Origin of the sequence: Corynebacterium imitans (assembly GCF_000739455.1) — a bacterium.
Classification (GTDB): Bacteria; Actinomycetota; Actinomycetes; order Mycobacteriales; family Mycobacteriaceae; genus Corynebacterium; species Corynebacterium imitans.
Genome location: NZ_CP009211.1, coordinates 1,484,099 through 1,508,929, shown reverse-complemented (window position 1 = coordinate 1,508,929; position 24,831 = coordinate 1,484,099). Strand labels below are relative to the sequence as shown.

Below are 24,831 nucleotides of genomic sequence, written 5' to 3'. Positions count from 1 at the left end.
CGCCGATGACGATCGCACGAGTCACTTTGTGTTTCTCCTCACGAATCTGCGGATTGTGTTGCGAACAACAATGTACCGCAGCGCTAGGTCCACTCACGTAGCGTTCGCTGTGCGATTTTCCGCGGGCGCATAAAGTTTGAAGCTTTGGGATTTATGCGCATATCGTCGCCAATGCCCCAGCTCAGCTACCTGTCTATACACAGGTATGGGGCATGCTTTGCGACGCCCCACTACCCCCAAAAGAGCTACCCGGCCCGCAATTCCAGACTCGCAAGCCGCACCTCGCCCGCCGCATCGGAGGCATCCAGGTCGACTACACCGTGGAACTGGAAGGCGTTATCGCCCTCCGGGTCTTTGAGGATCTGGGTGACGTGCCACTGCCGCCCGGTAGTGTCACCCAGGCGGAAGTACTCGGGCCCGCGGGCGTCGGGGCCGGTGTCGACGTCGTCGTACTCGTCGAAGTAGTCGTCCATGCCGGCGGGGAAGTCGGGGCGCTCGTCGGGCTCGAGGTAGGCGAACATCTCCTCGAGCGCGTCTTCCTTCTCAAACGCGAAGAGCTGGGCTAAGCGGAAGAAGGTGTTGCGCACCATGATGGTAAACGCGCGACGGTTGGCGGTCAGTGCGTTGGGGTCTTCGACGCCGAAGGCCAGCTCGCGGTCCAGGGTGGCCTGGTCGATGGGTGTGTCTTCGTCGGCCATGTGGGCCCACTCGTCGATAAGCGAAGAGTCCACCTGGCGAATCAGCTCGCCAAGCCAGACAATGATGTCCTCGAGCTCCTCGGTCATGTGCGCCTCGGGTACCGAATGTGACAGGGTGCGCCAGGCGTCGGTGAGGTAGCGCAGAACCACGCCCTCGCTGCGAGCGAGACCGTAGGTGGCGATGAGGTCGGAGAACGTCATGGCGTGCTCGATCATGTCGCGCACCACGGATTTTGGAGAGAGCTCGAATTCTTTGGCCCACGGGTTGCCCTGGCAGAAGGTGTCGAAGGCTTCGTCGAGTTCCTCGGCGAGCGGCTTGGGGTAGGTGACGTCTTCGATGAGCGTCATGCGCTCGGTGTAGTCGACGCCTTCGGCCTTAAGCTGAGCAATTTCTTCGCCGCGGGCGGCGGACTGCTGGGCCTGGAGGAGTTGGCGGGGGTCGTCGAGGATGGCCTCGAATGTGGAGATCACATCGAGGGCGTAGGTGTCCGACTCCGGATCCAGGATGGTCAAAAACGCCAACGCGAAGGGGGAGAGTGGCTGGTTGAGCGCGAAGTCGCGATCGAGCTCCGTGGTCAGCGTATACGGGCGGTAGGCGGGCGAATCCGGGGTGCGCTCAACCACGCCCGCGTTGATCAGGCCGCGGAAAAGTTCGACGGCGGTGAGGATGTCGCGGTTCTGCTTCGCGCGGGTGTCGTGGTTGGTGCGCAAAAGGTGGCGCATGTGCTCGTAGCCGTCGCCGGGGCGAGCGACCACGTTGAGCAGCATCGAGTTGGACACGGAAAACTGGCTGGTCAGTTCCTCCGGCTCCGCGGTGGTGAGCCGGTTGAAGGTGTTCTCGGACCACGAGACCTCGCCCTCGCGGGCTGCTTTCTTGCGCAGCTTCTTGCGCTTCTTCGGATCGTCGCCCGCTTTCCGGCGCAGCTTCACGTTCTCGATCTCGTGCTCCGGTGCCTGCACCACCACGGTGCCCTCGGTGTCAAAGCCGGCGCGGCCCGCACGGCCTGCGATCTGGTGGAACTCGCGCGACTTCAAGATGCGTTGGCGCGTCCCGTCGTACTTGGCCAGACCTGTCATCACCACGGTGCGGATCGGCACGTTGATGCCCACCCCCAGCGTGTCGGTACCGCAGATGACCTTCAGCAGGCCGGTCTGGGACAGCCGCTCGACCAAGCGGCGGTACTTCGGCAGCATGCCCGCGTGGTGGATACCGATGCCGCGGCGCACCAGCTTCGACAGTGTCTTGCCGAAGGTGGTGGTGAAGCGGAAATCGCCGATCTCCTCTTTGATGCGCTGCTTCTCTTCATCGGTGATGATCTTCATGCTGGTCAGCGCCTGCGCGCGCTCCGTGGCTTCGCGCTGGGAGAAGTGGACAACGTAGATGGGGGCCTTGCCGTCGGCAAGCAGCTCATCGATCGTCTCGTGGATGGGGGTGAACACGTAATGGAAATCCAATGGGACCGGCCGCTGCGAGCCGCCCACGTAGGTGGTTTCGCGGCCCGTGCGCTCGGTGAGGTCCTTTTCTAACCAATCGGTGTCGCCGAGGGTGGCGGACATGAGCAAAAACTGCGCCTTCGGCAGCTCCAACAGCGGTACCTGCCACGCCCAGCCGCGGTCCGGCTCGGAGTAGTAGTGGAACTCGTCCATCACCACCTGGTCGATGCGCGCGTTTTCGCCCTCGCGCAGGGCGATGTTCGCCACGATCTCCGCGGTCGCCGCGATGATCGGTGCCGAGCCGTTGACGGTGGCGTCCCCGGTCATCATGCCAACGTTTTCCGCCCCGAAGATCTCGCAAAGCGAGAAGAACTTCTCGCTCACCAGCGCCTTAATCGGCGCGGTGTAGAAGGTGCGCTGGCCGCGCGCTAAGGCGATGAAGTGGGCGGCGTTGGCCACCATGGACTTGCCCGAGCCCGTCGGGGTCGCCAGGATCACGTTGTCGCCGGCGAGCAGCGCCAGCGAGGCTTCCTCCTGCGCCGGGTAGAGCGAGATACCGCGCGAGTGGGTCCAGGAGGTGAACGAGTCCCACACCGCTTCGTCGATAAGCGAGGCGGGCACATCGGTGAGATCGGCGAGCATGTCAGATAAAGTCACGCCACCCACCGTAGCGCTACTCCTCGTCAGCCGGGGGCTCCTCCTCATCCGGGTCGATGAGGAAGTGCTCCATGAGCAGACTGTTCTCATCGTCGCCGAAAGGCAGGCTCAGCTGCTGCTCGTCCTGGCCCAGCACGCGGTCGCGGTCCTCGATGGCGGTGAGGTAGTTCTCAAACGCCTCGCTAATCTCCTCGCCGCTAGGCACTTGCGCCTCGCCCGGCATCATCGCCTGCGGGTGGCGCTCGCGGTAGTCGTTCATCTCCTTGTCATAGTGCTCTTCCAAGGCGTGCACCACGTGCGCGATCTCGGCCGAGCCCTCCATCTGCTCGGTGAGCTGCTTGGTCACCCGCGTGATGTCGCCCTCGATGGCGCGCAGCGGGAACTGCAGCTTGGTCGCGTCCTCGATAGACTGCAGCAGCTGGAACGTCGCGTGCGGGTACGGCGAGGAGGCGACGTAGTGCGGCACGTGCGCCGTAAAGCCCGCGACCGGCTTGCCCTGCTTGTGCAGCTCCCGCTCGATGAGGATCGCGGCCGCGCCGGGCACGGTGACCATCCCGTCGAAGGTGTACATGCGGCCAACGAGCTCGGCGCTGTTGCCGTGCGCGGAGACCACCAGCGGGCGGGTGTGCGGCGCGCCCATCGGGGCGGCGTAGAGGCAGATCGTCTTCGACACGTCGAAGCGCTGCACCAAATCGCTTACCGCCTTGCTAAACGCCTCCCACTTCAAGTCCGGCTCCGGGCCGGAGAGCAGCAGGAAGGACGTCCCGGTCGTGTCGCGCAGCACGCGCAGGTCGAGCTGTAGGTCATCGATGTCGGTGATCTCGTGCTGCGAGATGGTCACCGCGGGGCGGCGCGAGCGGTAATCGATCAGCTCATCGTTGCTAAACGTGGCTAGCGTGCGGGACTCCAGCGCCGCCTTGAGATGCTCGGCGGCACCCTCTACGGCGTGGCCGGCGTCGGCGTAGCCCTGCATCGCGATAATCAGCGCTGGGCCGGAGGCGTCATCGCCACCAACCGAGGGTGACGGGTATTCAAGTTCGTACATGCGAGACGTGTCAGACATGTGCTTCCTCCTAAAAATCGTTCTGCTGCGCGAGTGGCCCCGGCTTGTGCGGCGGCTACTTCGTAACAGTGTTCGTATTAGTAAGCACAACCGCGCCGCGGGCGTGGCTATTCCACCGCCCTGCGCGGGTGCTCAGCCGCGCATGAGTGGCAACAAGTTTAGCGTCTCGCCCTTGCGCTATGGCGAATTCGCGCGCCGAGGGAACCGGCGGGCTGTTTTTTGCGTCCAATATGTATGACTGAATCACACGCACACGCACACCGTCTCACTAACCACTCCGCTTCCGGCCCCGGCGAGTTGATCGCCTGCATCCCGGGGGCCTTAGGCTTCTACCCGCAGGAATCCCTCGTGCTCATCGGCCTGGAGCAGCACGGGCCCGACCCCTCTGCCTTCGCACTCGGCCCGATTGTCCGCGCCGACCTTGGCAATCAGGATCAGCTTGAGCACGCGATGCGCGCGCTGGAGTTCGCCGACCAGGACGTCCACCTGGCCGTCATCATCACCCGCATCCCCAACTCCCGGCTCGCGCTCGAGGCAGCCTATTTCCTCGAGCACTCGGGCACCGAGGGAGCGCCCGGCATCGCCGCCTGCTGGCACGTCTCCGAAGTCGCCTCGGGCACGCCCTACACGCTGCTGTTCGACGCCGCCGGTGCCACCGCCACCACCGCCACCGCTGCGCCCGGCAGCCCGCTTGCCGACGCCCCGGCGAAGTACTTCTCCGGCGCAGTGCCCTCGGTCGTCGGGGCTCCGACCATGCGCGGCCTGCTGGAAAACGGCCTGCTGCCGGAACTCAACCGCGAGGAAATCGCCCTGCACTTTGAGTCGAGTTCGGGCGCGGAGACGCGCCGCTGCGAGGCGCTGTACGAGGCAGCCTATACCCAGGGCAGGCTGCTCATCGAGCAGCGGTTCACCCGGCCGGAAGCACTCCTGGCAGCGGTGGAACGCGGCTGCGAGATGCTCAACCCGGGTCGGGGGCACGAGGCGGAATTCCCGGCCGGTAGTGCGACCAAGCCTTTGATGCTCGATGACTGCTTCGCAAGCGACGAGGACGTCCAATTACTCGCGGCGCTGCTTTCACAGAGCCACCTGCGCGATAGCCTGATCATCGACATCGTAGAAAGCCCAGGCGCTGCGGCACAGCGCTTGTTGTGCATCGCCCGCAACTTCACCGGGATGATTCGGGCGAACGCGCTGAGCCTGTGGGCGATCGCCGCCGTGGAAAGCGGGCTCGAGCCCTGGGGCTTTGCGGCGCTACGTGCTGCGCAAGAAGAGCTTCCCGGCCACTCGCTCTCAGCCGTGCAGCGCCAGCTCATGGCGATCGGGGAGTGGGAGGGCATGCTCGACACCGCAGTGGCGGGCTGCCGCCTGCTCTGGGAGGAGATCGAGGATAACTGCGTGGCCTAGCGAGCCGTTAGCGCTCGGTGCGGGCGGCCGTAAAGGCCCAGGCGTCCTCGACGATGCGGCGCAGATCCGTGCGCGTCGGGTTCCAGCCCAGCTCCCGCTTGATCTTCTCCGAAGAAGCGATGAGTACAGCCGGGTCGCCCGCGCGGCGGGGCGCGACCTCCGCGGGAATCTCGTGGCCGGTGACCTCGCGGCACATCTCCACGACCTCGCGCACGGAGTAGCCGTCGCCGGAGCCGAGGTTGTAGATCGCGTGCGTGCCCGGCGTGTTCGCCTGGAGTGCGAGCACGTGCGCGTCTGCCAGGTCGCGGACGTGGATGTAGTCGCGTACGCAGGTGCCGTCGGCAGTCGGCCAATCGTCGCCGAACATCTTGATCGCGTCCCGCTGGCCCAGGGCCACCTGCAGCACGATGGGGATCAGGTGCGTCTCAGTGCGGTGCAGCTCGCCGAACTGGTTGTACGCGCCGGCGACGTTGAAGTAGCGCAGGCTCGTCGCCGCGATGCCGTAGGCCTTGCAGTAGGAGGAAATCGCGTAATCGATGGCGAGCTTCGTGGCCCCGTAGGGGTTGGTGGGCCGAGTTGGCGCGTCCTCGGTGATCGGGACGTTTTCGGGCTCGCCGTAGGTCGCAGCGGTAGAAGAGAAAACGAGCGAGCGTACGCCGTGGCGGCGCATCGCGTTGAGCAGGTACAGGCTGACCTCGAAGTTGTCGCGCCAGTACTCGTCCGGCACATCCACGGACTCGCCGACTAGAGAGCGGGCAGCGAAGTGCAGCACGCCGTCGATGTCGCCGGGGCGCAAGACCTCGTCGATGACATCGTTGATGCGGCCTTCAACGAGCGTGGCACCCTCGGGCACGGCCTCGCGGTTGCCGGTGCTGAAGTCGTCGACCACGATCACCTCGTGACCGCCTTCGAGCAGGACGGCAGCGCAGACGCTGCCCACGTAACCGGCACCGCCGGTGACAACGAGCTTCATTAAAATCCCAAATACCTTTCCGGGTTTATTCAGCAATGCGCACGCGCAGCGCATGCGCGAGCTCGGGGCTGAGCGTGAAGGCTTCGCCCTGCGCGGTGGTCAGCGTCACCGACTCGTCCTCCTCGCGCTCGAGGGTGACCGTGGTGCCGACGAGACGGGCGACGTCGAGCTCCGGGGAGATCGTGGAGCACAGCTGCTGCAAAATCTCGGCTACCTGCACCACGACGGCCTCAGTGGACTCGGCCAACTCGAGGTCGGCGGCGCGCTCGCCGTAGGCGGTCTCGGAGCTCGGGGTCGCGCCCAGCTCCTCCAAGGCGGGGATGGGGTTGCCGAAGGGGGAGCGGGTCGGGTTGTTCAGCACGGCGACGACGCGGCGCTCAACCTCCTCGCTCATCACGTGCTCCCAGCGGCAGGCCTCATCGTGGACGTGGGCGGGATCGAGTTGCAGCACGTCGGTAAGCAAAAGCTCGGCGAGGCGGTGCTTGCGCATCACCGCGGTGGCGCGCTCGCGGCCGGCTGGGGTGAGGGTAAGCGAACGATCCGGTTGCACGATGAGGAAACCATCACGCTCGATGCGCGCCACGGTCTGCGAGACCGTGGGGCCGGACTGCTCGAGGCGCTCGGCGATGCGGGCGCGCAGCGGCGTGATCCCCTCCTCTTCGAGCTCGTAAACCGTCCGCAGATACATTTCGGTCGTATCGACCAAGTCACGCATGTGTACTCCCTTGCATTAGGCGTAGTCGCGCAGCCGGTCGGCACGTTCGCCGACGCGCAACTTCGCCATGACTTCACGCTCAATCTGGCGCACGCGCTCGCGCGAGAGCCCGAACTGGCGCCCGATCTGGTCCAGTGTGCGAGGCACACCGTCGGTCAAACCGTAGCGCATCCGGATCACGTCCTGCTCGCGCTCCTCAAGCCCGTTGATGATGTCCTGGATATCGTCGTGCCGCAGCGTGGAGACAACCGCGTCCTCGGCGTCCGTGGCCTCGGCGTCCTCGATGAAGTCGCCCAGCGGGGCTTCTTCGTCCGCGCCGACGGGCATGTCGAGGCTGACCGGGTCGCGCGACTGGCGCAGCAACATCTCGATCTTGGATTCTTCGATGCCGGATTCCTCCGACAGCTCGTCGTTCGTGGGCTCGCGGCCCAGGGACTGGTACATCTCGCGACGGATGCGGGAGAGTTTGTTGACCTGCTCGACCAGGTGCACTGGGAGGCGGATCGTGCGGGACTGGTCGGCCATACCGCGGGTGATCGCCTGGCGGATCCACCAGGTGGCGTAGGTGGAGAACTTGAAGCCCTTCGCGTAGTCGAACTTCTCCATCGCGCGGATCAGGCCCAGGTTGCCCTCCTGGATCAGGTCAAGCAGCGGCATGCCGCGGCCCGTGTAGCGCTTGGCCAGCGAGACCACCAGGCGCAGGTTCGCCTCCAGCAGATGGGAGCGAGCCTTGCGGCCCTCCTTGGCCAGGATCTTCAGGTCGCGCTTCTTCGCGCGGGTGAGTTTCACCTCCGGGTCATCCAGCAGGTGCTGGGCGTAGAGGCCGACCTCGATCTGCTGGGCCAGCTCGACTTCTTCCTCCGCATTCAGCAGCGCCGTCTTGCCGATACCGTTGAGGTAGACGCGGACAAGATCGGCCGACGGGTTGTCGTTCGTCTGGTTGCGCCGACTACCGCGGTCCACATTGTCTTCGTTTGCCGCCTCGCGAGAGTGGTCCGGCTGAGTCATGAAGAGCTGCCTCCTTGAGGTTTCGAACCATCCGAACCCACAAAAGGTTCAGTCTTATACGTCCAACGGTGCAGAGCGCCCGATTGTTCCGGCTTTGGTAGATATTATTCAACCGGCCCCAAATCCGCGCCACTGTCAGGATTACCCCAGGAGATTCACCCCTAGAACGTGGGGGGTTGTCAGGCTTCTTTGCGCGCAGGGCCGAGTTACGCCTCGACGAGCACCGTAAAAGGCCCACTGTTGACGCTCTCGACGTCCATCATCGCCCCGAAGCGGCCCTCTTCCACGGTGATGCCGCGCTCGCGCAGCGCGGCCGCGATTTTTGCGATCACCGGCTCGGCGACGTCGCCGGGCGCGGCATCCGACCAGGAGGGCCGCCTGCCCTTCGCGGTGCGCCCCATAAGCGTGAACTGGCTGACCAGTAGCACTGGCGCGTCGACGTCTTGGACGGAGCGTTCGCCGTCGAGAATGCGCAGTTCAGCGATCTTGCGGGCGATGGTTTCCCAGGCCTGCGGATCGTCGTCGCGGCCGACGCCCACGAGCGCGAGGATTCCGCCGGTGTCCTTGCAGTCGATCGCGCCGACGACCTCGCCATCGACGGTGACGCTCGCGCTGGCCACGCGCGTAAGTACGGCCTTCATACTCTGGTTCCTTCCTGTTTACGCCACAATGTCTGTGGGCAGCACGATCCCGTGGCGCACCAGGTCCACCACGATGCGCACCGCGGAGGCTTCCAGCTCGCCGACATCGCCAATGCTTTGCGACGCCGCGAGCAACCCCACCACGTCACGCAAACTCAAACCCTGCGGGTGCAGCCCGGCAAGCAGCGAGCGCACCGCGGCGTCGATCTCGTGGCTAAAGCGCGGCCCGTCCGTGCGCGTAATCCGCGTGACCTCGGGCGCAAACCCCATGCCTGTTTCCGTGTCAGCCAGGCTGACCTCCTCGAGTGCGACGCCGGGGCGCACGGTGTAGCTCGCGTCCAGCACCGCGTCCGCATCCGAATTGCGCAGCCATTCCGCGCGGGTGAAGTACTCTTCGACCTCCGGCCCGAGTGGGTCATCGAAGGGGTGGGAAAGCGCCTCTGCGGTGATTTCCGAGGCGTGATCGCCGATTTCTCGCAGGAAGATCCAGCCGAAGCCGATCTGCTCGACCTCGTGTGCTCGGAAGTACTCAAGCCAGCGCTGCGTGCGCGCGATGCCCTCAGCCGAGCGCACGTCGATGGATTCGTCGCGCAACCAGGTGGAGACGTACTGGCCCGGATCCACCACGTCGCGCTGCAGCACCCACGCTGAGACTCCCTGTGCAGGCAGCCAGGAGGCCACCCGCTGACGCCAGCTTTGGCCCCGGGTGTGCGCCCATGCGCCCAGGATGCAGGCGGTGCCGCCTTCCGAGAGGTAGTCGGCTGCCTGGCTGGCGACCAGCTCGCTGGCACCGTCCAATTCCAGGCCGGAGTCGCGGTATACGTGACCGACCTCGGCGGGACCCACCACAAACGGCGGGTTCGCCACGATCCGGTCGAAACGCTCGCCTGCAACGGGTGCAAACCACGGGCCCTCGCGCAGCTCGACGTTCTCGACGCTGTTGGCGGCGAGCGTGGCGCGTGCAAGATCGAGCGCCCGCGGGTGCACGTCGGTGGCAACCACCTGCTGCGCGCACCCCGACTGCGCGAGCGCTTGCACTCCGGAGCCCGTGCCAAGATCCAGCACGCGCTCGGCAGGGGAGGTCGGGGTGGCCTGCAGCAGCGACAGGGAGGCCGCGCCGACGCCGAGGACGTGGTCCGGGCCTGGCACATAATCGGTCATGGAGGCATCCAGGTCCGAGATGACGAAGAAGTCCCGGCCTGCAAGTACGTGCGGGCGGACGTCGAGGGCCACGCTGAAGGTGGCCGGGGATGCGGTGGGGGAGAGCACGCCTGCGTCGATAAGCAGCTGCACGAGCGCAGGCGAGAGCACATCCTCGAGCGCAGGGCGAGGCGTGGGCTCGCGCACCAGGAAGATGCGGATCAGGCGCGAGAGCGCGGAGTCGTCGCAGGCCGTGAGCACCACACCCGGCTCTCCCCGGTACAGCGCCGCCGTCGCGACCGGGCCGAGGTGCCGGGCGACGCCATCGGCGGTCAACCCTGCGCTGTGCAGCGCGGAGGCGAGCTCGCGCGCGGCCTGTTCAAGGGCACTCATCGTGCTACTCCTTCTCGTCAGAATCCTCAGTGTCCGCGTCGATAATAGTCGGGCCCAACTCACGCATCTGCGCGGTGCCCTGGCCCAATTGGGCGCGCGCTTGCTCCGCAAGCGCGGCCTGGCGCGCCTGCTCACGCGCAACCGCAGGCTTGTACACATTGCGCTCGCGCTTCTCACGCACCTCACCCTGGCCGTTGGCAATCATCACCGAGACCCACGGCAGCGGAAGCGTAATCCCGAAAATAGCCGCGGCCCACCACCAATGGCCCGCAACCGCCGCACCGATCGACAGCGCAATCAGCGGCAGGCGCAGCCCCTGCAAGATCAGGTACTGCTTCTCGCGGGACTGCCGGTTCTGCTCGGGGGTGCGCGTGGCGTCGGTAATCAGCGCGCGCCGGGAGCGCCGCCGAAAACGGCGCTTCTGCGGTGCGGGGTCGTGATCAAGCGGCGCGTCGATGACGTGCGGATCGGACTCGCCCGGTGATGCGTCGTGAGAATAGTGCTGAGATCCGCTCATAAGGCAAAGGTTAGCGCCCCGTTGCCACAACTGGCCCCCTTTGGGGCATGATGGAGGGCGTGAATACGACGACGAAGACTCTTGAGCGCCCCGATCTTCGGGAGGACACCTCGTCAACCACCGACGACGGCACCCCGAAGTTTTTCCACTATGTAAAGAAAGACCAAATCGTCGACTCCGCCATGTCCGGCAAGCAAGTCGTCGCACTGTGCGGGGCGAAATTCCCCGTGAAGAAGCAGGCGAAGCCCGGCTCGCCCGTGTGCCCGGACTGCGAGCGAATCTACAAGGGGCTGCGCCGCAAGTGACCACCCCGAGTACAGGGCCTCAGCTCCGCAAATGGCAGCAAGAGGCCCTTGATTCGTTTCTCCGCACGAAACCGCGTGACTTCCTGGCCGTGGCAACCCCGGGCGCAGGCAAGACGACCTTCGCGCTGACCCTGGCCAGCCGCCTGCTGGCAGATAAGACGGTCCAGCGTCTCATCGTCGTGGTGCCCACCGAGCACCTCAAGCACCAGTGGTCGGACGCCGCGAAGCGCTTCGGGCTCTCGCTCGACCCGAACTTCACCAACTCGTCGGCGGTCAACGCGGCCTACGACGGCATCGTGGTCACCTACGCCCAAGTGGGCATGCACCCCTTCAAGCACCACGCTGTGGCCTCGGCGCGCCGCAGCATGGTCATCCTGGACGAGATCCACCACGCGGGCGACTCGAAGAGCTGGGGCGACGGCGTCTACGAGGCCTACAACGATGTCGAACACCGGCTCGCGCTCACCGGCACGCCGTTTCGCTCCGACGACTCGCAGATCCCGTTCGTGCGCTACAACGAGGACGGCGAGGGCCACCTCGTCTCGGAGGCGGACTACACCTACGGCTACGCCCACGCCTTAAAAGACGGTGTGGTGCGGCCCGTTGTCTTCCTCGCCTACAGCGGCGAGACAGAGTGGCGCGACTCCGCGGGCGAGGAGTACTCGGCGCGCCTCGGCGAGCCGCTCAATGCGGAGCAAACCACGCGCGCATGGAAGACCGCGCTGGACCCGAAGGGCGACTGGATCAGGCTCGTCCTGCAGGCCGCGCACACCCGTCTGATGAAGATCCGCGGCAACATGCCGGACGCCGGCGGCCTGGTCATCGCCACCAACAAGACGACCGCCCGCGCGTATGCGAAGATTCTGCAGGAGCTGTCCAACACGCCTGTCACGGTCGTGCTTTCCGACGAGCCCGGCGCCTCCGATCGCATCGAAGAGTTCTCCGCCTCCAAGGACGAATGGATGGTGGCAGTCCGCATGGTCTCCGAGGGCGTGGACGTACCCCGGCTCTCCGTCGGCGTCTACGCCACGTCCGCCTCCACACCGCTCTTCTTTGCACAGGCCATCGGCCGATTCGTGCGCTCGCGCATGCCGGGCGAGTCGGCCTCCGTCTTCCTGCCTTCGGTGCCAGTGTTGCTCGGGCTCGCCGAGAACATGGAGGTGCAGCGCGACCACGTACTCGGCAAGCCGCACCGGGAGCAGGGTTGGTCCGACGAGCTCATCGAGCAGGCGAATCGCCAGCAAAACGAACCGGACGAGGCCCCCAGCTACGAGTCCATCGGGGCCTCGGCTGAGCTCGATTCGCTGATTTTCGACGGCTCGACCTACGGCACCGGCACCGCCGCCGGCTCCGCGGAGGAACAAGACTTCCTCGGGCTGCCCGGCTTGCTGGACGCCGAGCAGGTGAAGACCCTGCTGCGCAAGCGTCAGAGTGACCAGCTCGATGCGCGCGAGGCGGAAGAAAAGGCGCGCAAGGCCGCCGAGCGCGAAGCCGCAGAGCGCGCGAAAATCCTCGGCGAGCCGCAGCCGACAAAGCAGGCACCGGGTGCCCCGAGCGGCGGGTCGGGAGGCGGGAGCACCGCGGCGGATGAGATCCCGCGTCTGCGCAAGGAGCTTAACGACCGCGTTTCCATCGTCGCGGGAAAGACGGGACGCCCACATGGCGCGATCCACACCGAAGCTCGCAAGGCGTGCGGGGGACCGCCGACCGCGCTGTGCAGCGCCGAGCAGCTCCGCCAGCGCATCGACTACCTGCGCGGCTGGTAAGGCAGACGAAAGAAGCCGGCGCGGGAAGGGAAAACTGATTCCTTCCCGCGCCGGCTTCGTGCTGGGCTACACCAGCGCTAATCCAGGTAGTCGCGCAGCACCTGCGAACGCGAGGGGTGGCGCAGCTTGGACATCGTCTTGGACTCGATCTGGCGGATACGCTCGCGGGTGACCCCGTAGACCTGGCCGATCTCGTCTAAAGTGCGCGGCATACCGTCGGTCAGGCCAAAGCGCAGACGCACGACGCCAGCCTCACGCTCCGAGAGCGTGTGGAGCACATCTTGCAGCTGATCCTGCAGGAGCGTGAAGGAGACCGCATCGACTGCGACGACTGCCTCGGAGTCCTCGATGAAGTCGCCGAGCTGGCTGTCGCCCTCGTCGCCGATCGTCTGGTCCAGAGAGATCGGCTCGCGGGCGTACTGCTGGATCTCCATCACCTTTTCCTCGGTGATGTCCATCTCCTTGGCCAGCTCCAGCGGCGTCGGCTCGCGACCCAGGTCCTGCAGCAGTTCGCGCTGGATGCGGCCGAGCTTGTTGATGACCTCGACCATGTGCACCGGGATACGGATGGTGCGCGCCTGGTCCGCCATCGCGCGCGTAATCGCCTGGCGGATCCACCAGGTGGCGTAGGTGGAGAACTTGTAGCCCTTGGAGTAGTCGAACTTCTCCACGGCACGGATCAGGCCCAGGTTGCCCTCCTGGATGAGATCCAGGAAGGCCATGCCGCGGCCGGTGTAGCGCTTCGCCAGCGAGACCACGAGGCGCAGGTTCGCCTCAAGCAGGTGGTTCTTCGCCTTGCGCCCGTCGCGCGCCACGGCGCGGAAGTCGCGCTTGACCGCGGGAGTGAGCTTGGCGTCCTTATCGCCCTCGGCGGCAGCGCGCTGCATCTCGTCAAGACGGTGCTGTGCGTAGAGGCCGGCCTCGATGCGCTTGGCCAGCGAGACCTCCTGCTCCGCGTCCAACAGCGCGACCTTGCCGATCTGCTTGAGGTAGGCGCGCACCGAGTCCGCCGAAGCGGTCAGCTGCGCGTCCTTGCGTGCCTGGCGCAGGGCCGCGGACTCCTCGATGTCCCAGACAGAGGAGGAGTCTTCCTCTTCTTCCTCATCTTCGTCGCTGTCCTCGTCCGCGTCATCAACGTCGTCAGCGTCATCGAGGTCCTCATCGAGTTCATCTTCGTCGAGGTCGTCGGCGAGCTCGTCGTCGAAGTCCGCCTCGTCCGCGAGATCCGGATCGTAGTCCTCGTCTTCGCGGTCGTCGGGGTTATCCGCATCGTCGAGCAGCGCGTCGGTGCGCAGCTCGTCCTCATCTACAGCGGAGCTCTCAGCGTGCGCCGCCGTCGCCTTCTTGCGCGTCGTTTTCTTCGTCTTCTTCGCAGTCTTGCGAGCGGTCTTCTTCGTCGCCTTCTTGCGCACCGTCTTCTTGGCAGTCTTCTTCGTTGCCTTCTTGCGCGCAGTCTTCTTTACCGCTTTCTTCGCGGTCTTCTTCGCCGCCGGTGCCGCGGCGCCGCTCGACCCGTTGCCTGCTCCGCCGTCGGAGGATGCCTGTGCTGCATCGTCGACGCTGTTATTGCCTGAAGCTTCGCTGGCTACCACGTACGCCCTTTCGCCGTTTCGGTCGTTGTCCACTGCCACCACCTCACCGCGATCCTGCGTTTAAGCTCAAGCCGCACTCCCCGCATAAAAGGTGGGAGCGCTGCCGACGCAGAACCGCGCGTGCGCTGCGAACGCTGCGAACAAGGTGTGATGCACATCTTGTCGGGTTGCGCAATGGTTTCATTTATAGAACGCCCATCTTAACAGGGTGGGGGATGAATCTATTCCAGCCCCCGCCGCGAGTCTTGGCTTTTGCGTTCCTCATGGCCCACTGCGCAGCGGTTTCGCAACGCATCGTTTTAGGTCAAGGACAGTGGCTCTTGTCCGGTGCCCACCGTACATGAAAGCCGGCGCACACCGGTGAGCTGCGCGCCGCCTAGGGCGCGAGATGTGTGTGCGCGGCCATCGCGGCCCCGACGATGCCGGCGCGGTTGCGCAGCTTCGCCGGGATCACCGGCACGTCGACGGTAAGCAAGGGCACCCACTTGTCGGCCTTGCGGGAGATGCCGCCGCCAACCACAAATGCGGTCGGGTTCAACAAGCGGGCGTACTCGTGGAGCACAGCGTCGACGCGCTTGGCCCACTTCTTGTAGCTCAGGTCCTCGCGGTCCTTGGCCGCCGAGGAGGCGAGGTGTTCGGCTTCCTTCCCGTCGAGCAGGAGGTGTCCGAGTTCGGTGTTGGGGAACAGCGTGCCGTCGACAAGCATTGCGGAGCCGATGCCCGTGCCGAAGGTGAGGAAGATGACTGCGCCCTCGCGCGCCTGCGGCTCGCCGAAGGCGACTTCAGCGACACCGGCTGCGTCAGCGTCGTTGAGCACAGCGAGCTCCTCGCGGCCCAGGGCCTCGGCGAAGAGGTCGTGGACCTGCGTGCCCACCCAGGAGGGGTCGATATTGGCGGCGGTGGTGGCGACCTGCTGTCGAATCACCGACGGCAGCGTGATGCCAACCGGGCCGTGCCAGTCGTGCGCGCGCACGATCTGCGCCACGGTGTCCGCCACAGCCTGCGGGGTGGCGGGCTTGGGCGTGGCGATTTTTATCCGCTCGCCGACAAACTCGCCGGTGCGCAGATCAACCACGGCACCCTTGATGCCGGAGCCGCCTACGTCTACGCCAAAGCCCAAGGTGGGCGCGGTCGAAGCCTGGGTATTCGCTGTTGTGTCGCTCATGTACTCAACTGTACAAAACCTCCCGCCTCGGGTGCCCAGGATGCAGCTGTGACGCGGGCCGGGCACGATAGGAGTATGAATACTGCAGCGAATCACGTTCCCAGTCCCGCCGAGTTGCGCGATATGTGCGTGGATCTGGTCACCGATGCGGCGGAGTTCGTCGCGCATCAGCGCGCTTTTTTGACCAAGCATGGGTCCGTGGCGATGGTGGCGGAGACGAAGTCTTCGGAGGTGGACCCGGTCACCGCGGTGGATAAGGGCTGTGAGGCGCGCGTGGTCAAGCGCCTGGCCGAGCTTCGCCCCGACGACGGCATCATCGGCGAGGAGGGTTCGGCGGTGCCCACCCGCACCGGGGTGGAGTGGGTCATCGACCCGATCGACGGCACGGTCAACTTCATCTACGGGGTGCCCGCCTACGCGGTCTCTGTCGGCGTGGCCGTCGACGGCGAGCTTGTGGCTGGTGCAGTTGCAGACGTGGCGCGCGGGGTGGTCTACCGCGCGGCGGTGGGTGCGGGAGCCAGTGTGCTTATCGACGGCACCGCGCACCCGCTTCGCGCCTCCCGAGCATCACAACTGGCGACCACGCTTGTCGCGACCGGGTTTGCCTACGATGCGGGGTGGCGGGGACTCCAAGCGGAAATCCTGCAGCACATCCTGCCCGTGGTGCGCGACATTCGGCGCATGGGTTCGGCCGCACTTGACCTGTGCCGCGTGGCAGAGGGCAGCGTGGATGCCTACTACGAGCACGGCACCCACCCCTGGGACTACGCCGCCGGGGCTGTGATCGCGGCGGAAGCCGGTGCGGTGGTGCACCACCCGGGATTGGTGGATCGCGGCGGGCAGGGGGCGCTGGTCACGGCGTGCGCGCCCGGGATCGCCGACGAGTTTGCGGACCTGTTGCACAAGGCGGGAGCCCAGCGGGATCTGCAAGCGTAGTTCGGCGCTGCTTTCACCCCCGAAAACCCGACAAAGGTGCAGTATGCGGGGCGAAAGTGACAGACGCAGGCCAATCATTTAGTATTCCGCTCAAACGCGTGCTGATACGACGCTAAATTCCAACGATATTTGAGCTAGGGAGTGCTTGTTATGGCCACGGATTACGATGCACCGCGCCGCCGCCTCGAGGACGATGAAATCACGACCGATTCGCTGGAGGGCCTGAAGGCCGCCGAGGTTGCGGGCAGCAGCATGGACGACGAGGGCGAAATCGTCGAGCCCGTGGAAATCCCGCCGCAGGACCTGTCCGGCGAGGAACTCAACGTGGAGGTTAAGCCTCGCCAGGACGATGAGTTCACCTGCGCTTCTTGCTTCCTCGTGCAGAAGAAGAAGCGCTTGGCCTACACGGCAGACGACGGCTCGAAGTTCTGCCTCGACTGCGAGTAGCGACTTTTAAGCGATCGGCGCGGGCGGGACTGGTGCCCCGTCCGGAGGCAGAACCTTCGGGTACTTCTTCGACGCTGCGGTCTGGCCGGCAGCCAGCGGCGTGACGTCGGGGGTGGTTGCGGCAGTGGCTGCCGCGCCCTCGCCGGGGGTTGGGCGCCAGGGGGTGGGGTCCCAGTTGCCGTCGACAAGCTTGCGCTGCGACAGGCAGCCAAGCGCAAAGACAGCGGCACCGCAGAGCGCGACGAGGATGAGGCCCAGGGCACCGTCGGCGCGCGTGGACCAGCCCAAAAGCAGGCCGAACCAGCCGAAGTCGGCGTCACCGAAGGTGGTGTTGGCGGAGCCGAAGGAGCCGAGCACACTCAGCAGAAACGCGGGCAGGAACGTAATCAGCAGGCCGTTAGCAAAGGCACCAAGGATCGCACCGCGACGTCCGCCCGTGGCATTGCCGTAGACGCCCGCAGCGCCGCCGGTGAAGAAGTGGGGGACCAGGCCAGGCAGAATCAGTGCGACACCAAAGGCCGGGTTGAGCCACAGGGAGAGCACCGCCAGCCCGATCAGCCCGCCGACGAAGGAAGAGATGAAGCCAACCAGCACGGCGTTCTGCGCGTAGGGGAAGACGATCGGCGCATCGAGTGCCGGGATGGCGCCGGGCACCACCTTGGCGGCGATGCCTTGGAACGCGGGGACCAGTTCGCCGAGAATGGTGCGCACGCCAAAGAGAATGACAGCGACAGCTACACCGAACTCCAAGCCCTGGGTAAAGGACTGCATGAGGTAGTTGCCTACGCTGGTCGCGCCGTCCTCGAAGGCGGTGAAAGCTTCTTCAGTGCCCGCGCGGGCGATGAACAGCAGTGCCAAAACGATGTACATCAGCGCCATGGACAGCGCGGTGGCCACCATGGAGTCGCGGAGGAACCGCAGGCCCTCAGGCAGCTTGAGCTCTTCGGTTGATGGCGACATCTTTGTGCCCTTGCCACCGACGACTTTGCCTACAGCGCCCGCGGCGAGGTAGCCGGCGGTGCCGAAGTGGCCAATAGCGATCGAGTCATCGCCGGTGATGCGGCGGGTCCACGGGTGCGCGATCGCCGGCAGGGAGACCATCAAAATGCCCAGCAGGACGGCACCGAAGAGAACGACGAGCCACGAAGAGTATCCCGCGGGGGCAAGCACCATGGTGAGCATGGCGGCCATGAACAGCACGTGGTGGCCGGTGAGGAAGACGTAGCTCATCGGTGTAAAACGCGCCAGCAGCAGCGAGACCACAAAGCCCAGAATCATGATCCAGGCGACCTGGCTGCCGAATTGCTCTTGGGCAATGCCGACGATCGCCTCATTGGTGGGCACCACGCCCTGGGCGCCGGTCGCACCAGCGATCATGGCACCGAGTGGCTCAAGCGAGGACACCACCAGGTTGGCGCCTGCGCCGATGAGCAAGAAGCCCAGCGTCGCCTTGATCGCCCCACCAAGTACTTGGCCCACGCCGCGGCCCATTGCAGCAAGCCCGACCGCGGTAATCAGGCCAATCAAAAAGGCTGGGACGGAGAGAATCTCGTTGACAAGAAAGTTCGCGATTGCGGGGAGGAAGTCCATTTCTGTGCCGCCTTAAACGTCGTAGAGCTCGCGCAGAGCCCCATCAATTTCGGACATGTTGGTGAAGTCTTCGATGACATGGACGGGCACGCCGACGTCGCCAAGCGTGGCAGCGATCTCACCGGAGGTGAGCAGGAAGTCAGCTTCCTTCGCGCGTCCCTTCGCGGAGATTGTGTCCGTGGCTTCCACATCGAGGTACGGGCCCCAACCCCAGGCGTCAAGCACTTGCTCGAGCGTGTTTTTGAGGAACAGTGAGGTGCCCAGGCCGTTGCCGCAGACAGTGAGAATCTTGCCTTTCGACGGCACCGAGTCGCTGCGCTTTTCCGTACGGGAGGATCGTGGCGCGGCGGCGGCCTGTTTCGTGCTTGCGGATTTTTTCTTGCCCGCAGTGCGAAGCACCTCGCGCAGCTCCTCTTCTGTGGAGATGCTGTCCAAGGCGCTGCGGGTAGCGGGCTTGCCTAAAAGTCCCGCCAATTCCTTCATGGCAGCAAGGTGCTCCGAGGAATCGCGGGCCGCCAGCGCCACCACCAGATCGACCGGGTCGTTCGACTTGTGGCCGAACTCCACCGGCTGCGCGAGCCTGACCCAAGATAGCGCCGTGCGCTTGACCGCCTCCGATGGGCGGGCGTGCGCGAAGGCGAAACCCGGGGCGACTACGATGTACGGGCCATTGTCCTCGACGGATTGCACCATTGTATCGGTGTAGTCACGTGTGGCATCGCCGGAGCGTTCCAACAGTCTGCCTGCGAGGCGAATGGCCTCGCGCCAATCATCCGCGCGGCCATCGAGCTCAACAGCCCCTGGCGCAAGCAGCGTATTTATTGTGGACATAACTTGTAGTCCCTCTAGTAGCAGGTACCGGCGATTGTGTAACGCCGGTTGTAGCTACATGTTATTACCAGTGGCGTGACCCGAGTCAAGCTTTCCCGTTGGCTCGAGTTTCGAGGCTACTTGTGCATCTGTTCCGGCACGAACGCCTTGAGGAGCGCCTCCGGGTCTTTGGATGAGACCAGCCAGTACGGGGTGGGGTCCTCCGGGTCGTCGAGGACGATCAGCGCGTGCTCCGGCACCCAGGCGTGGGAGACAAGATAGGCGGCAGGGTCAAGCTGGCGGCCCAACGCGTTCTGCCGGGCTGATTGCGGTACTTCCATTGCGCGCGTGACCACGGTCGCGGGCAAGTTTGCGTCGTTGACGCGCAGCCAGCGAGAGCCATCGGGATCCTGCTCCACCGCGACGGTGGTGCGCGACAGCCAGGTCAAGTACCAGCCGATCAGCCCGCCGATGAGGATCAGCGGGATGATAAACCACCACACGTTGCGGTTCAGCGCGAACTGCGCAGCCAGCAAAAACGTAAGGAAGGCACCTGCGGCCCACCAGTACCAGGGCACCCACTGGCGCTCACGGTAGAGCACCTTCGCGGTACCTCCTGCGGTGGGGGAGGTGTGCTGTGTGGACTCGTTGGAAAAGCGCGGGTTTTCAGACACGCATGCAACTTTAGTTGAGTTTGCACCCATTGCCGTAATGTGGGCGACCATGAACGCCACCACCAACAGCCCTCGAGGCCTTGATTCTGAACCGCAGTCCGCGCTCGGCCCAATCCCGCTGAAGCGCTTGGACCCAGAACTGCCGCTACCAAAAAGGGCGCATGCAGGGGATGCGGGCGCGGACCTTTACGCGGCGGAGACCGTCACGCTCGCCCCGGGCCAGCGCGCGCTGGTGGGCACGGGTGTAGCGCTCGCCTTGCCGCTGGGGACAGTAGGGCTGATCCACCCGCGCTCAGGCCTGGCCGCCAAGCACGGGCTGAGCATTGTCAATACCCCCGGAACGATCGACGCCCAGTACCGCGGCGAGCTGAAAGTGTGCATGGTCAACACAGACCGCGACGAGGCGTTCACTATCGAGCGCGGCATGCGGATCGCCCAGCTCGTCGTGCAGCGGGTGGAGCTGGTCGACTTCGTAGAAGTCGATGAGTTAGACGACACGGAGCGCGGTGCCGGTGGCTACGGCTCGACCGGTACCAACTAGGGCACAAACGGGTTTAGCCAGGCAGAGCTAAAGCCTTTGGGCCGCAGGCTGCGCGCTAAGTTCGAAAGCGCACTACGTACCACCTACAGTGGCGTATAGGGATAGACGTACATAAAAGGAAGCGCCGGTCGGCGCGAGGAGGACACACCACCATGGCATTGTGGCCATTTGGCAAGAAGAAGAAGGAAAAGGCCGCCCAGGAAGCGCAGGCCGCCGCCCCGCAGCAGGAGCAGGACACACAGGAGACCCAGGCGCAGGACGTGCAGGAGGGCGCTGAGCCCGAGGCGTCGACAAGCACTGTGACTCCCGAGGCCCCGCTTGAACAGGCTGAGGGTACGACCCCGCTTGAGGATTATGACGCGGTCAACGGCAGCACCGGCCCCTTCGACGGCGACAATGTCAACATCGAGGACTTCGACTTCACCGATTTCTCCAACGCCACGCTGAACCTCGGCTCCATCAAGATCCCCTTCCCGAAGGAAGCGCAGGTGCAGGTGGAGATGGGCGAGCAGGGGCCGAAGATGGTCCACATCGTCACCCGCCATGGCCGCATTACCCCGGTGGCCTTCGCAGCCCCGCGCTCGGGCGGACTGTGGGAGGAGTCAGCAGAGGAGATCGCCGAGGGGATGCGCAACGAGGACATGCCCGTGCGCTTCGAGCAGGGGCCGTGGGGTAAGGAGATCATCGGCACCGGTACCAACGGCGTGATCCGCATCATCGGAGTGGAAGGTCCGCGCTGGCTCTACCGCGTCACGCTTGCGGCACCGACCGGTCGCGAAGACGATATGGCGAAGCTGGGCCGCGAAGTGGTTGCCCGCTCCTTTGTCTACCGCGGCAACGACCCGATCCTGGCCGGCAATTCGCTCCCGGTCACCCTGCCGAAGCAGCTGGCCCAGCAGGTGCAGCAGGCAGTGGAGCAGCGCGCGCAGCAGGGTCAGCAGTCAGCGCAAGGTTCCGCCCCGCAGGCTGGCAACCCGAACGCGCTGAGCGATGCGCTCAAGCAGATCATCGCCCAGAACAACGACTTCAACAAAGACAAGTAAGCCTTCACACGCAATGACCACTCCCGCCATCGCACCGGGCGAGCACATTAAGGTGACCACCCGCGCGCTGGCGCACGGCGGCGAGGCCATCGGGGACGCACCCGATGGCCGCGTCGTTTTTGTGCGCGGCGCGCTGCCCGGCGAAACCGTTACCGCCACGCTGACCAAGGTGAAGAAACGCTGGGCCCGCGCTGACCTGGTCGAGGTGATAAAGCCCTCGCCGCACCGCGTGGACCCTACCTGCCCGGCCGCGGCAGCAGGGGCCGGCTGCTGCGATCTCAGTTTCATCGACCCGGCCTACCAGCTCGAGCTGAAAACGCAGGTGCTACGCGGCCAGCTTCAGGCTTTGGCGGGCCGTTCGAGCGTCCTGCGCGGGCTCGACCTGGACGCCGCGCTTGCAACCCGCGCGCTGGCACCCGCCAGCGGCTGGCGTACCCGCGTGCGCCTGGGCGTGGACGCCGCCGGGCGTGCCGGGGTGCGCAAGTTGCGCTCGAACGACGTGGTCGCAGACGCGCTGTGCTCGCAGGCTGTGCCTGGGCTTCTCGACGGGCTCGTCGGCCCCGGAGCGCGCAGCTTTACACCTGGTGCCGAGGTCATCGCCGTGCGCGACGTCACCGGCACCCGGCACGTGGTGGAGATACGCCGGGTGCAGCGGGGGCGTCGTGCAGAGACCGTCGATAAGCGTGTGGAAGGCAGCGGGATCGTGGAAGAGCACATAGATTCGCGCACTCTGCACTTTCCCGCGACGGCGTTCTGGCAGGCGCACGTCAACGCGCCGCAGGCCTATGCCGACGTGGTGGCTGAGTGGGGTAGTGGGCAGTACTCGCGGCCGGTGGCCTGGGATCTTTACGGCGGCGTCGGCATGTTCGCGCCCGCGCTGAGCCGAGCCACCGGTGGTGGGCGAGTGGAAACCGTGGATTACTCGCCCGCGGCGACCTCCTCGCCCCAGCAGGGCCTTGCGGACCTGGATCTGCACGTGACCAACGCGCGCGTCGAGGAAGCTATCGCCCAGCTGCCCGCGCCCGGACTCGTTGTGCTCGATCCGCCGCGCGCCGGTGCTGGTGCCGAGGTCGTGCGCGCGGTAGCGGCGGCGGGACCGGAGCGCGTCATCCACGTTGGCTGCGACCCGGCCACGCTCGCGCGCGATTTGGCGAGCTGGGGCGAGGCAGGCTTTGCTGTGGAGCGCCTGCTGCTTATCGACGCCTTCCCCAACACCCACCACTTTGAAACGATGTGCCTGCTGCGACCTGCCGACCAGTAAGGCTACGGGCGCAGACGAGTCACGGTGTAAGATGGCGTGAAATACAGGCTGGGCGGTGGTTTTTCGCCCACCTGCGGACGGACTGTAGGGCGAGAGAAGGAGAGCTTGAGGACAGTGGGAATGCTCGAGGGACTCACATCGCCGGCGGATATTAAGTCGCTTTCGAAAAGCGAGCTGCGCGCACTCGCGGACGAGATCCGTCAGCTGTTGATTTCCAAGGTGTCCGCGACCGGGGGACACCTGGGCCCCAACCTCGGCGTGGTTGAACTGACGCTCGCGTTGCACTACGTCTTCAACTCGCCGGATGACCCCATTATCTTTGACACCTCGCACCAGTCCTACGTGCATAAGATTCTCACCGGCCGCGCGGGCCAGTTCGACACGCTGCGCAAGAAGGGCGGCTTGTCCGGCTACACCGCGCGCGCTGAATCCGAACATGACTGGACGGAGTCCTCGCACGCCAGCGCTTCGCTGTCGTACGCCGACGGGCTGTCCAAGGCGAAGGAGCTTTCCGGCCGCGGCTCGGACAAGGTTGTCGCCGTGGTGGGGGACGGTGCGCTGACCGGCGGCATGTGCTGGGAGGCGCTGAACAATATTGCGGCGGGCGAGCGCAACGTGGTCATTGTGGTCAATGACAATGGGCGTTCCTACTCGCCCACGATCGGTGGCTTTGCCAACAACCTGACCAAGCTTCGTGACCAGCTGGCCGCGCTGCGCATGCAGCCTGGCTACGACGAGGTGATGGAAAACGGCAAGAAGACGCTGAAATCCATGGGCTGGGTCGGCGAGCGAACCTTCGACGCGCTGCATGCGCTCAAGGAGGGCGTGAAGTACCAGGTGCTACCCACCGAGATGTTCTCGGATCTGGGCATGAAGTACGTCGGCCCGGTGGAAGGCCACGACTTAAAGGCACTGATCAGCGCGCTGAAGTACGCGAATAGCTACGAAGGGCCCCTGATCGTGCACGTGGTGACGGAGAAGGGGCACGGTTTTGCCCCCGCAGTGAACGACGTGGCGGACCAGATGCACTCCACGGGCGTTATTGACCCGGTGACCGGTGCCTCGCTGGCCAAGTCCGCCCCGGGCTGGACCAGCGTCTTTACCGAGGAGCTTTTGCGGGCAGGCCACGAGCGCGAAGACATCGTGGCGATTACCGCTGCGATGGCGGGACCTACCGGCCTGCAGCCTTTCGCTGAAAAGTTCCCGGACAGGTTCTTTGACGTCGGCATTGCGGAGCAGCACGCGATTACCTCGGCCGCGGGGCTCGCACTTGGTGGGATGCACCCGGTGGTCGCGGTCTACTCCACCTTTCTCAACCGGGCCTTTGACCAGCTGCTCATGGATGCAGGCCTGCTGCACCTGCCGGTGACCGTGGTGCTTGACCGGGCCGGTGTGACCGGCTCAGACGGAGCGAGCCACAACGGCATTTGGGACCTTTCCGTGGCCTCGATCGTGCCGGGGATCCGGATCGCGGCACCGCGCGACCCGCAGCGTCTGCGTGAGGAGTTCGCAGAGGCAATCGCGGTGACCGACGGCCCGACGGTTGTCCGTTTCCCGAAGGGGAAAGTGGGCGAGGACATCCCGGCGTTGGAGCGCCGTGGCAATGTCGATGTGTTGCGCCGTCCCGCAGAAACCCTGGACACAGACCCGGACACAGATGAGGCCCGCCTCAACGTGCTCATGGTTGCCATCGGTACTTTCGCGGAGCCGGCATGCGCGATCGCTGATGAGCTGGCTACCGAGGGCATCGATCTGACCGTGGTGGATCCGCGCTGGGTGATCCCCGTGGCCGCCGAGCTGGTTGAGATGGCTGCGGAGGCTGACCTGGTCGTGGTCTATGAAGACGGCCTTTTGCGCGGTGGCGTCGGTTCCGCCGTGGCGGAGGCGCTGCACGCGGCGGGCGTGGATGCACCGCTGCGTCAGCTTGCTTTCCCCTCCGTGTACCCGGAGCACGCCTCGCGCGACGAGGTGCTCGCGGAATACGGGCTGGATCAGGCAAGTGCTGCGTCGCAGGTACGCCAGTGGGCGCTGGAGCTGGCTGACCGCTAGATCTGCCAG

The 24,831-nt window shown here is 65.4% G+C and carries 22 protein-coding genes; 9 read left to right on the top strand and 13 right to left on the bottom strand.

The window, feature by feature from the left end; translation table 11 throughout:
- Positions 1-245: 245 nt before the first annotated feature.
- Both CIMIT_RS07090 and CIMIT_RS07085 read right to left on the bottom strand, forming a co-directional pair.
- Entirely contained in the window at positions 246-2,774 is a 2,529-nt protein-coding gene (locus CIMIT_RS07090) for a DEAD/DEAH box helicase (RefSeq protein WP_038590990.1), read from the bottom strand.
- A gap of 31 nt (positions 2,775-2,805) precedes the next feature.
- Entirely contained in the window at positions 2,806-3,852 is a 1,047-nt protein-coding gene (locus CIMIT_RS07085) for a PAC2 family protein (protein WP_038590987.1), read from the bottom strand.
- Between the two features lie 234 nt (positions 3,853-4,086).
- On the opposite strand from CIMIT_RS07085, the gene CIMIT_RS07080 reads away from it, so the two are divergent.
- A complete protein-coding gene (locus CIMIT_RS07080; protein WP_038590984.1) occupies positions 4,087-5,256 on the top strand; it encodes a DUF4192 domain-containing protein in 1,170 nt (389 codons plus the stop codon).
- Between the two features lie 7 nt (positions 5,257-5,263).
- Here the strand turns inward: CIMIT_RS07080 and galE are convergent, their stop codons facing one another.
- The 6 genes from galE to CIMIT_RS07050 all read right to left on the bottom strand — a co-directional run bounded on the left by galE (position 5,264) and on the right by CIMIT_RS07050 (position 10,643).
- Complete coding sequence (gene galE, locus CIMIT_RS07075) at positions 5,264-6,229, bottom strand: UDP-glucose 4-epimerase GalE (RefSeq protein ID WP_038590981.1); 966 nt, start codon at positions 6,227-6,229, stop codon at positions 5,264-5,266.
- A 25-nt stretch (positions 6,230-6,254) separates the two neighbouring features.
- Positions 6,255-6,944, bottom strand: a complete 690-nt coding sequence (locus CIMIT_RS07070) for a metal-dependent transcriptional regulator (protein ID WP_038590978.1) — start codon at positions 6,942-6,944, stop codon at positions 6,255-6,257.
- A gap of 15 nt (positions 6,945-6,959) precedes the next feature.
- Positions 6,960-7,952: a sigma-70 family RNA polymerase sigma factor gene (locus CIMIT_RS07065; RefSeq protein ID WP_038590967.1), complete on the bottom strand. Its 993-nt coding sequence runs from the start codon at positions 7,950-7,952 to the stop codon at positions 6,960-6,962.
- A gap of 206 nt (positions 7,953-8,158) precedes the next feature.
- Positions 8,159-8,593: a D-aminoacyl-tRNA deacylase gene (dtd, locus tag CIMIT_RS07060; RefSeq protein ID WP_038590964.1), complete on the bottom strand. Its 435-nt coding sequence runs from the start codon at positions 8,591-8,593 to the stop codon at positions 8,159-8,161.
- Between the two features lie 18 nt (positions 8,594-8,611).
- Positions 8,612-10,126 carry a DUF7782 domain-containing protein gene (locus CIMIT_RS07055; RefSeq protein WP_038590961.1) on the bottom strand — a complete coding sequence of 505 codons (1,515 nt, stop codon included), beginning with the start codon at positions 10,124-10,126 and terminating at the stop codon, positions 8,612-8,614.
- A 4-nt stretch (positions 10,127-10,130) separates the two neighbouring features.
- Complete coding sequence (locus CIMIT_RS07050) at positions 10,131-10,643, bottom strand: DUF3099 domain-containing protein (RefSeq protein WP_084674299.1); 513 nt, start codon at positions 10,641-10,643, stop codon at positions 10,131-10,133.
- 50 nt (positions 10,644-10,693) lie between these two features.
- Here CIMIT_RS07050 and CIMIT_RS07045 point away from each other — a divergent pair, with 50 nt between their 5' ends.
- Positions 10,694-10,948, top strand: coding sequence for a DUF3039 domain-containing protein (locus tag CIMIT_RS07045; RefSeq protein ID WP_038590958.1), 255 nt, complete (start codon positions 10,694-10,696; stop codon positions 10,946-10,948).
- On the top strand, positions 10,945-12,714 hold the full coding sequence (locus CIMIT_RS07040) for a DEAD/DEAH box helicase (protein ID WP_038590955.1): 1,770 nt from the start codon (positions 10,945-10,947) through the stop codon (positions 12,712-12,714). Before CIMIT_RS07045 ends, CIMIT_RS07040 begins: the two co-directional genes overlap by 4 nt.
- Before the next feature lie 77 nt (positions 12,715-12,791).
- Here the strand turns inward: CIMIT_RS07040 and CIMIT_RS07035 are convergent, their stop codons facing one another.
- Together CIMIT_RS07035 and ppgK are read right to left on the bottom strand one after the other, a co-directional pair.
- Positions 12,792-14,339 carry an RNA polymerase sigma factor gene (locus CIMIT_RS07035; RefSeq protein WP_407919529.1) on the bottom strand — a complete coding sequence of 516 codons (1,548 nt, stop codon included), beginning with the start codon at positions 14,337-14,339 and terminating at the stop codon, positions 12,792-12,794.
- Between the two features lie 343 nt (positions 14,340-14,682).
- Positions 14,683-15,471 (bottom strand): polyphosphate--glucose phosphotransferase, encoded by a 789-nt coding sequence (gene ppgK / locus CIMIT_RS07030; RefSeq protein ID WP_051904866.1) that lies wholly within the window; start codon positions 15,469-15,471, stop codon positions 14,683-14,685.
- Between the two features lie 75 nt (positions 15,472-15,546).
- Here ppgK and CIMIT_RS07025 point away from each other — a divergent pair, with 75 nt between their 5' ends.
- The gene (locus CIMIT_RS07025) at positions 15,547-16,407 is read left to right on the top strand and encodes an inositol monophosphatase family protein (protein ID WP_038590952.1); all 861 of its coding nucleotides are present in this window, start codon (positions 15,547-15,549) and stop codon (positions 16,405-16,407) included.
- A gap of 150 nt (positions 16,408-16,557) precedes the next feature.
- Positions 16,558-16,854, top strand: a complete 297-nt coding sequence (locus CIMIT_RS07020) for a DUF4193 domain-containing protein (protein ID WP_038590949.1) — start codon at positions 16,558-16,560, stop codon at positions 16,852-16,854.
- A 6-nt stretch (positions 16,855-16,860) separates the two neighbouring features.
- Here the strand turns inward: CIMIT_RS07020 and CIMIT_RS07015 are convergent, their stop codons facing one another.
- From CIMIT_RS07015 to CIMIT_RS07005, 3 genes are all read right to left on the bottom strand, one after another.
- On the bottom strand, positions 16,861-18,444 hold the full coding sequence (locus CIMIT_RS07015; RefSeq protein ID WP_038590946.1) for a PTS ascorbate transporter subunit IIC: 1,584 nt from the start codon (positions 18,442-18,444) through the stop codon (positions 16,861-16,863).
- 12 nt (positions 18,445-18,456) lie between these two features.
- Positions 18,457-19,275 (bottom strand): PTS sugar transporter subunit IIA, encoded by an 819-nt coding sequence (locus CIMIT_RS07010; RefSeq protein WP_038590943.1) that lies wholly within the window; start codon positions 19,273-19,275, stop codon positions 18,457-18,459.
- Between the two features lie 116 nt (positions 19,276-19,391).
- Entirely contained in the window at positions 19,392-19,928 is a 537-nt protein-coding gene (locus CIMIT_RS07005) for a DUF3093 domain-containing protein (RefSeq protein WP_231910276.1), read from the bottom strand.
- A 49-nt stretch (positions 19,929-19,977) separates the two neighbouring features.
- On the opposite strand from CIMIT_RS07005, the gene dut reads away from it, so the two are divergent.
- The 4 genes from dut (at position 19,978) to dxs (ending at position 24,822) form a co-directional block, all read left to right on the top strand.
- Positions 19,978-20,469, top strand: coding sequence for a dUTP diphosphatase (gene dut, locus CIMIT_RS07000; protein ID WP_051904865.1), 492 nt, complete (start codon positions 19,978-19,980; stop codon positions 20,467-20,469).
- A gap of 152 nt (positions 20,470-20,621) precedes the next feature.
- Positions 20,622-21,512, top strand: coding sequence for a DUF3710 domain-containing protein (locus CIMIT_RS06995; protein WP_038590940.1), 891 nt, complete (start codon positions 20,622-20,624; stop codon positions 21,510-21,512).
- Positions 21,513-21,525: 13 nt separating this feature from the next.
- Complete coding sequence (locus CIMIT_RS06990; protein ID WP_038590937.1) at positions 21,526-22,773, top strand: class I SAM-dependent RNA methyltransferase; 1,248 nt, start codon at positions 21,526-21,528, stop codon at positions 22,771-22,773.
- A gap of 114 nt (positions 22,774-22,887) precedes the next feature.
- Positions 22,888-24,822 carry a 1-deoxy-D-xylulose-5-phosphate synthase gene (dxs, locus tag CIMIT_RS06985; RefSeq protein WP_038590934.1) on the top strand — a complete coding sequence of 645 codons (1,935 nt, stop codon included), beginning with the start codon at positions 22,888-22,890 and terminating at the stop codon, positions 24,820-24,822.
- Positions 24,823-24,831: the final 9 nt, after the last annotated feature.

What these genes read in the sequence shown, in the direction of transcription:
- CIMIT_RS07090 (WP_038590990.1), bottom strand. Translation starts at nt 2,774, where the DNA reads ATGCTCGCCGATCTCACCGATGTGCCCGCCTCGCTTATCGACGAAGCG.
- CIMIT_RS07085 (WP_038590987.1), bottom strand. Translation starts at nt 3,852, where the DNA reads ATGTCTGACACGTCTCGCATGTACGAACTTGAATACCCGTCACCCTCG.
- CIMIT_RS07080 (WP_038590984.1), top strand. Translation starts at nt 4,087, where the DNA reads ATGACTGAATCACACGCACACGCACACCGTCTCACTAACCACTCCGCT.
- galE (WP_038590981.1), bottom strand. Translation starts at nt 6,229, where the DNA reads ATGAAGCTCGTTGTCACCGGCGGTGCCGGTTACGTGGGCAGCGTCTGC.
- CIMIT_RS07070 (WP_038590978.1), bottom strand. Translation starts at nt 6,944, where the DNA reads ATGCGTGACTTGGTCGATACGACCGAAATGTATCTGCGGACGGTTTAC.
- CIMIT_RS07065 (WP_038590967.1), bottom strand. Translation starts at nt 7,952, where the DNA reads ATGACTCAGCCGGACCACTCTCGCGAGGCGGCAAACGAAGACAATGTG.
- dtd (WP_038590964.1), bottom strand. Translation starts at nt 8,593, where the DNA reads ATGAAGGCCGTACTTACGCGCGTGGCCAGCGCGAGCGTCACCGTCGAT.
- CIMIT_RS07055 (WP_038590961.1), bottom strand. Translation starts at nt 10,126, where the DNA reads ATGAGTGCCCTTGAACAGGCCGCGCGCGAGCTCGCCTCCGCGCTGCAC.
- CIMIT_RS07050 (WP_084674299.1), bottom strand. Translation starts at nt 10,643, where the DNA reads ATGAGCGGATCTCAGCACTATTCTCACGACGCATCACCGGGCGAGTCC.
- CIMIT_RS07045 (WP_038590958.1), top strand. Translation starts at nt 10,694, where the DNA reads ATGGAGGGCGTGAATACGACGACGAAGACTCTTGAGCGCCCCGATCTT.
- ppgK (WP_051904866.1), bottom strand. Translation starts at nt 15,471, where the DNA reads ATGAGCGACACAACAGCGAATACCCAGGCTTCGACCGCGCCCACCTTG.
- CIMIT_RS07025 (WP_038590952.1), top strand. Translation starts at nt 15,547, where the DNA reads ATGAATACTGCAGCGAATCACGTTCCCAGTCCCGCCGAGTTGCGCGAT.
- CIMIT_RS07020 (WP_038590949.1), top strand. Translation starts at nt 16,558, where the DNA reads ATGGCCACGGATTACGATGCACCGCGCCGCCGCCTCGAGGACGATGAA.
- CIMIT_RS07015 (WP_038590946.1), bottom strand. Translation starts at nt 18,444, where the DNA reads ATGGACTTCCTCCCCGCAATCGCGAACTTTCTTGTCAACGAGATTCTC.
- CIMIT_RS07010 (WP_038590943.1), bottom strand. Translation starts at nt 19,275, where the DNA reads ATGTCCACAATAAATACGCTGCTTGCGCCAGGGGCTGTTGAGCTCGAT.
- dut (WP_051904865.1), top strand. Translation starts at nt 19,978, where the DNA reads ATGAACGCCACCACCAACAGCCCTCGAGGCCTTGATTCTGAACCGCAG.
- CIMIT_RS06995 (WP_038590940.1), top strand. Translation starts at nt 20,622, where the DNA reads ATGGCATTGTGGCCATTTGGCAAGAAGAAGAAGGAAAAGGCCGCCCAG.
- CIMIT_RS06990 (WP_038590937.1), top strand. Translation starts at nt 21,526, where the DNA reads ATGACCACTCCCGCCATCGCACCGGGCGAGCACATTAAGGTGACCACC.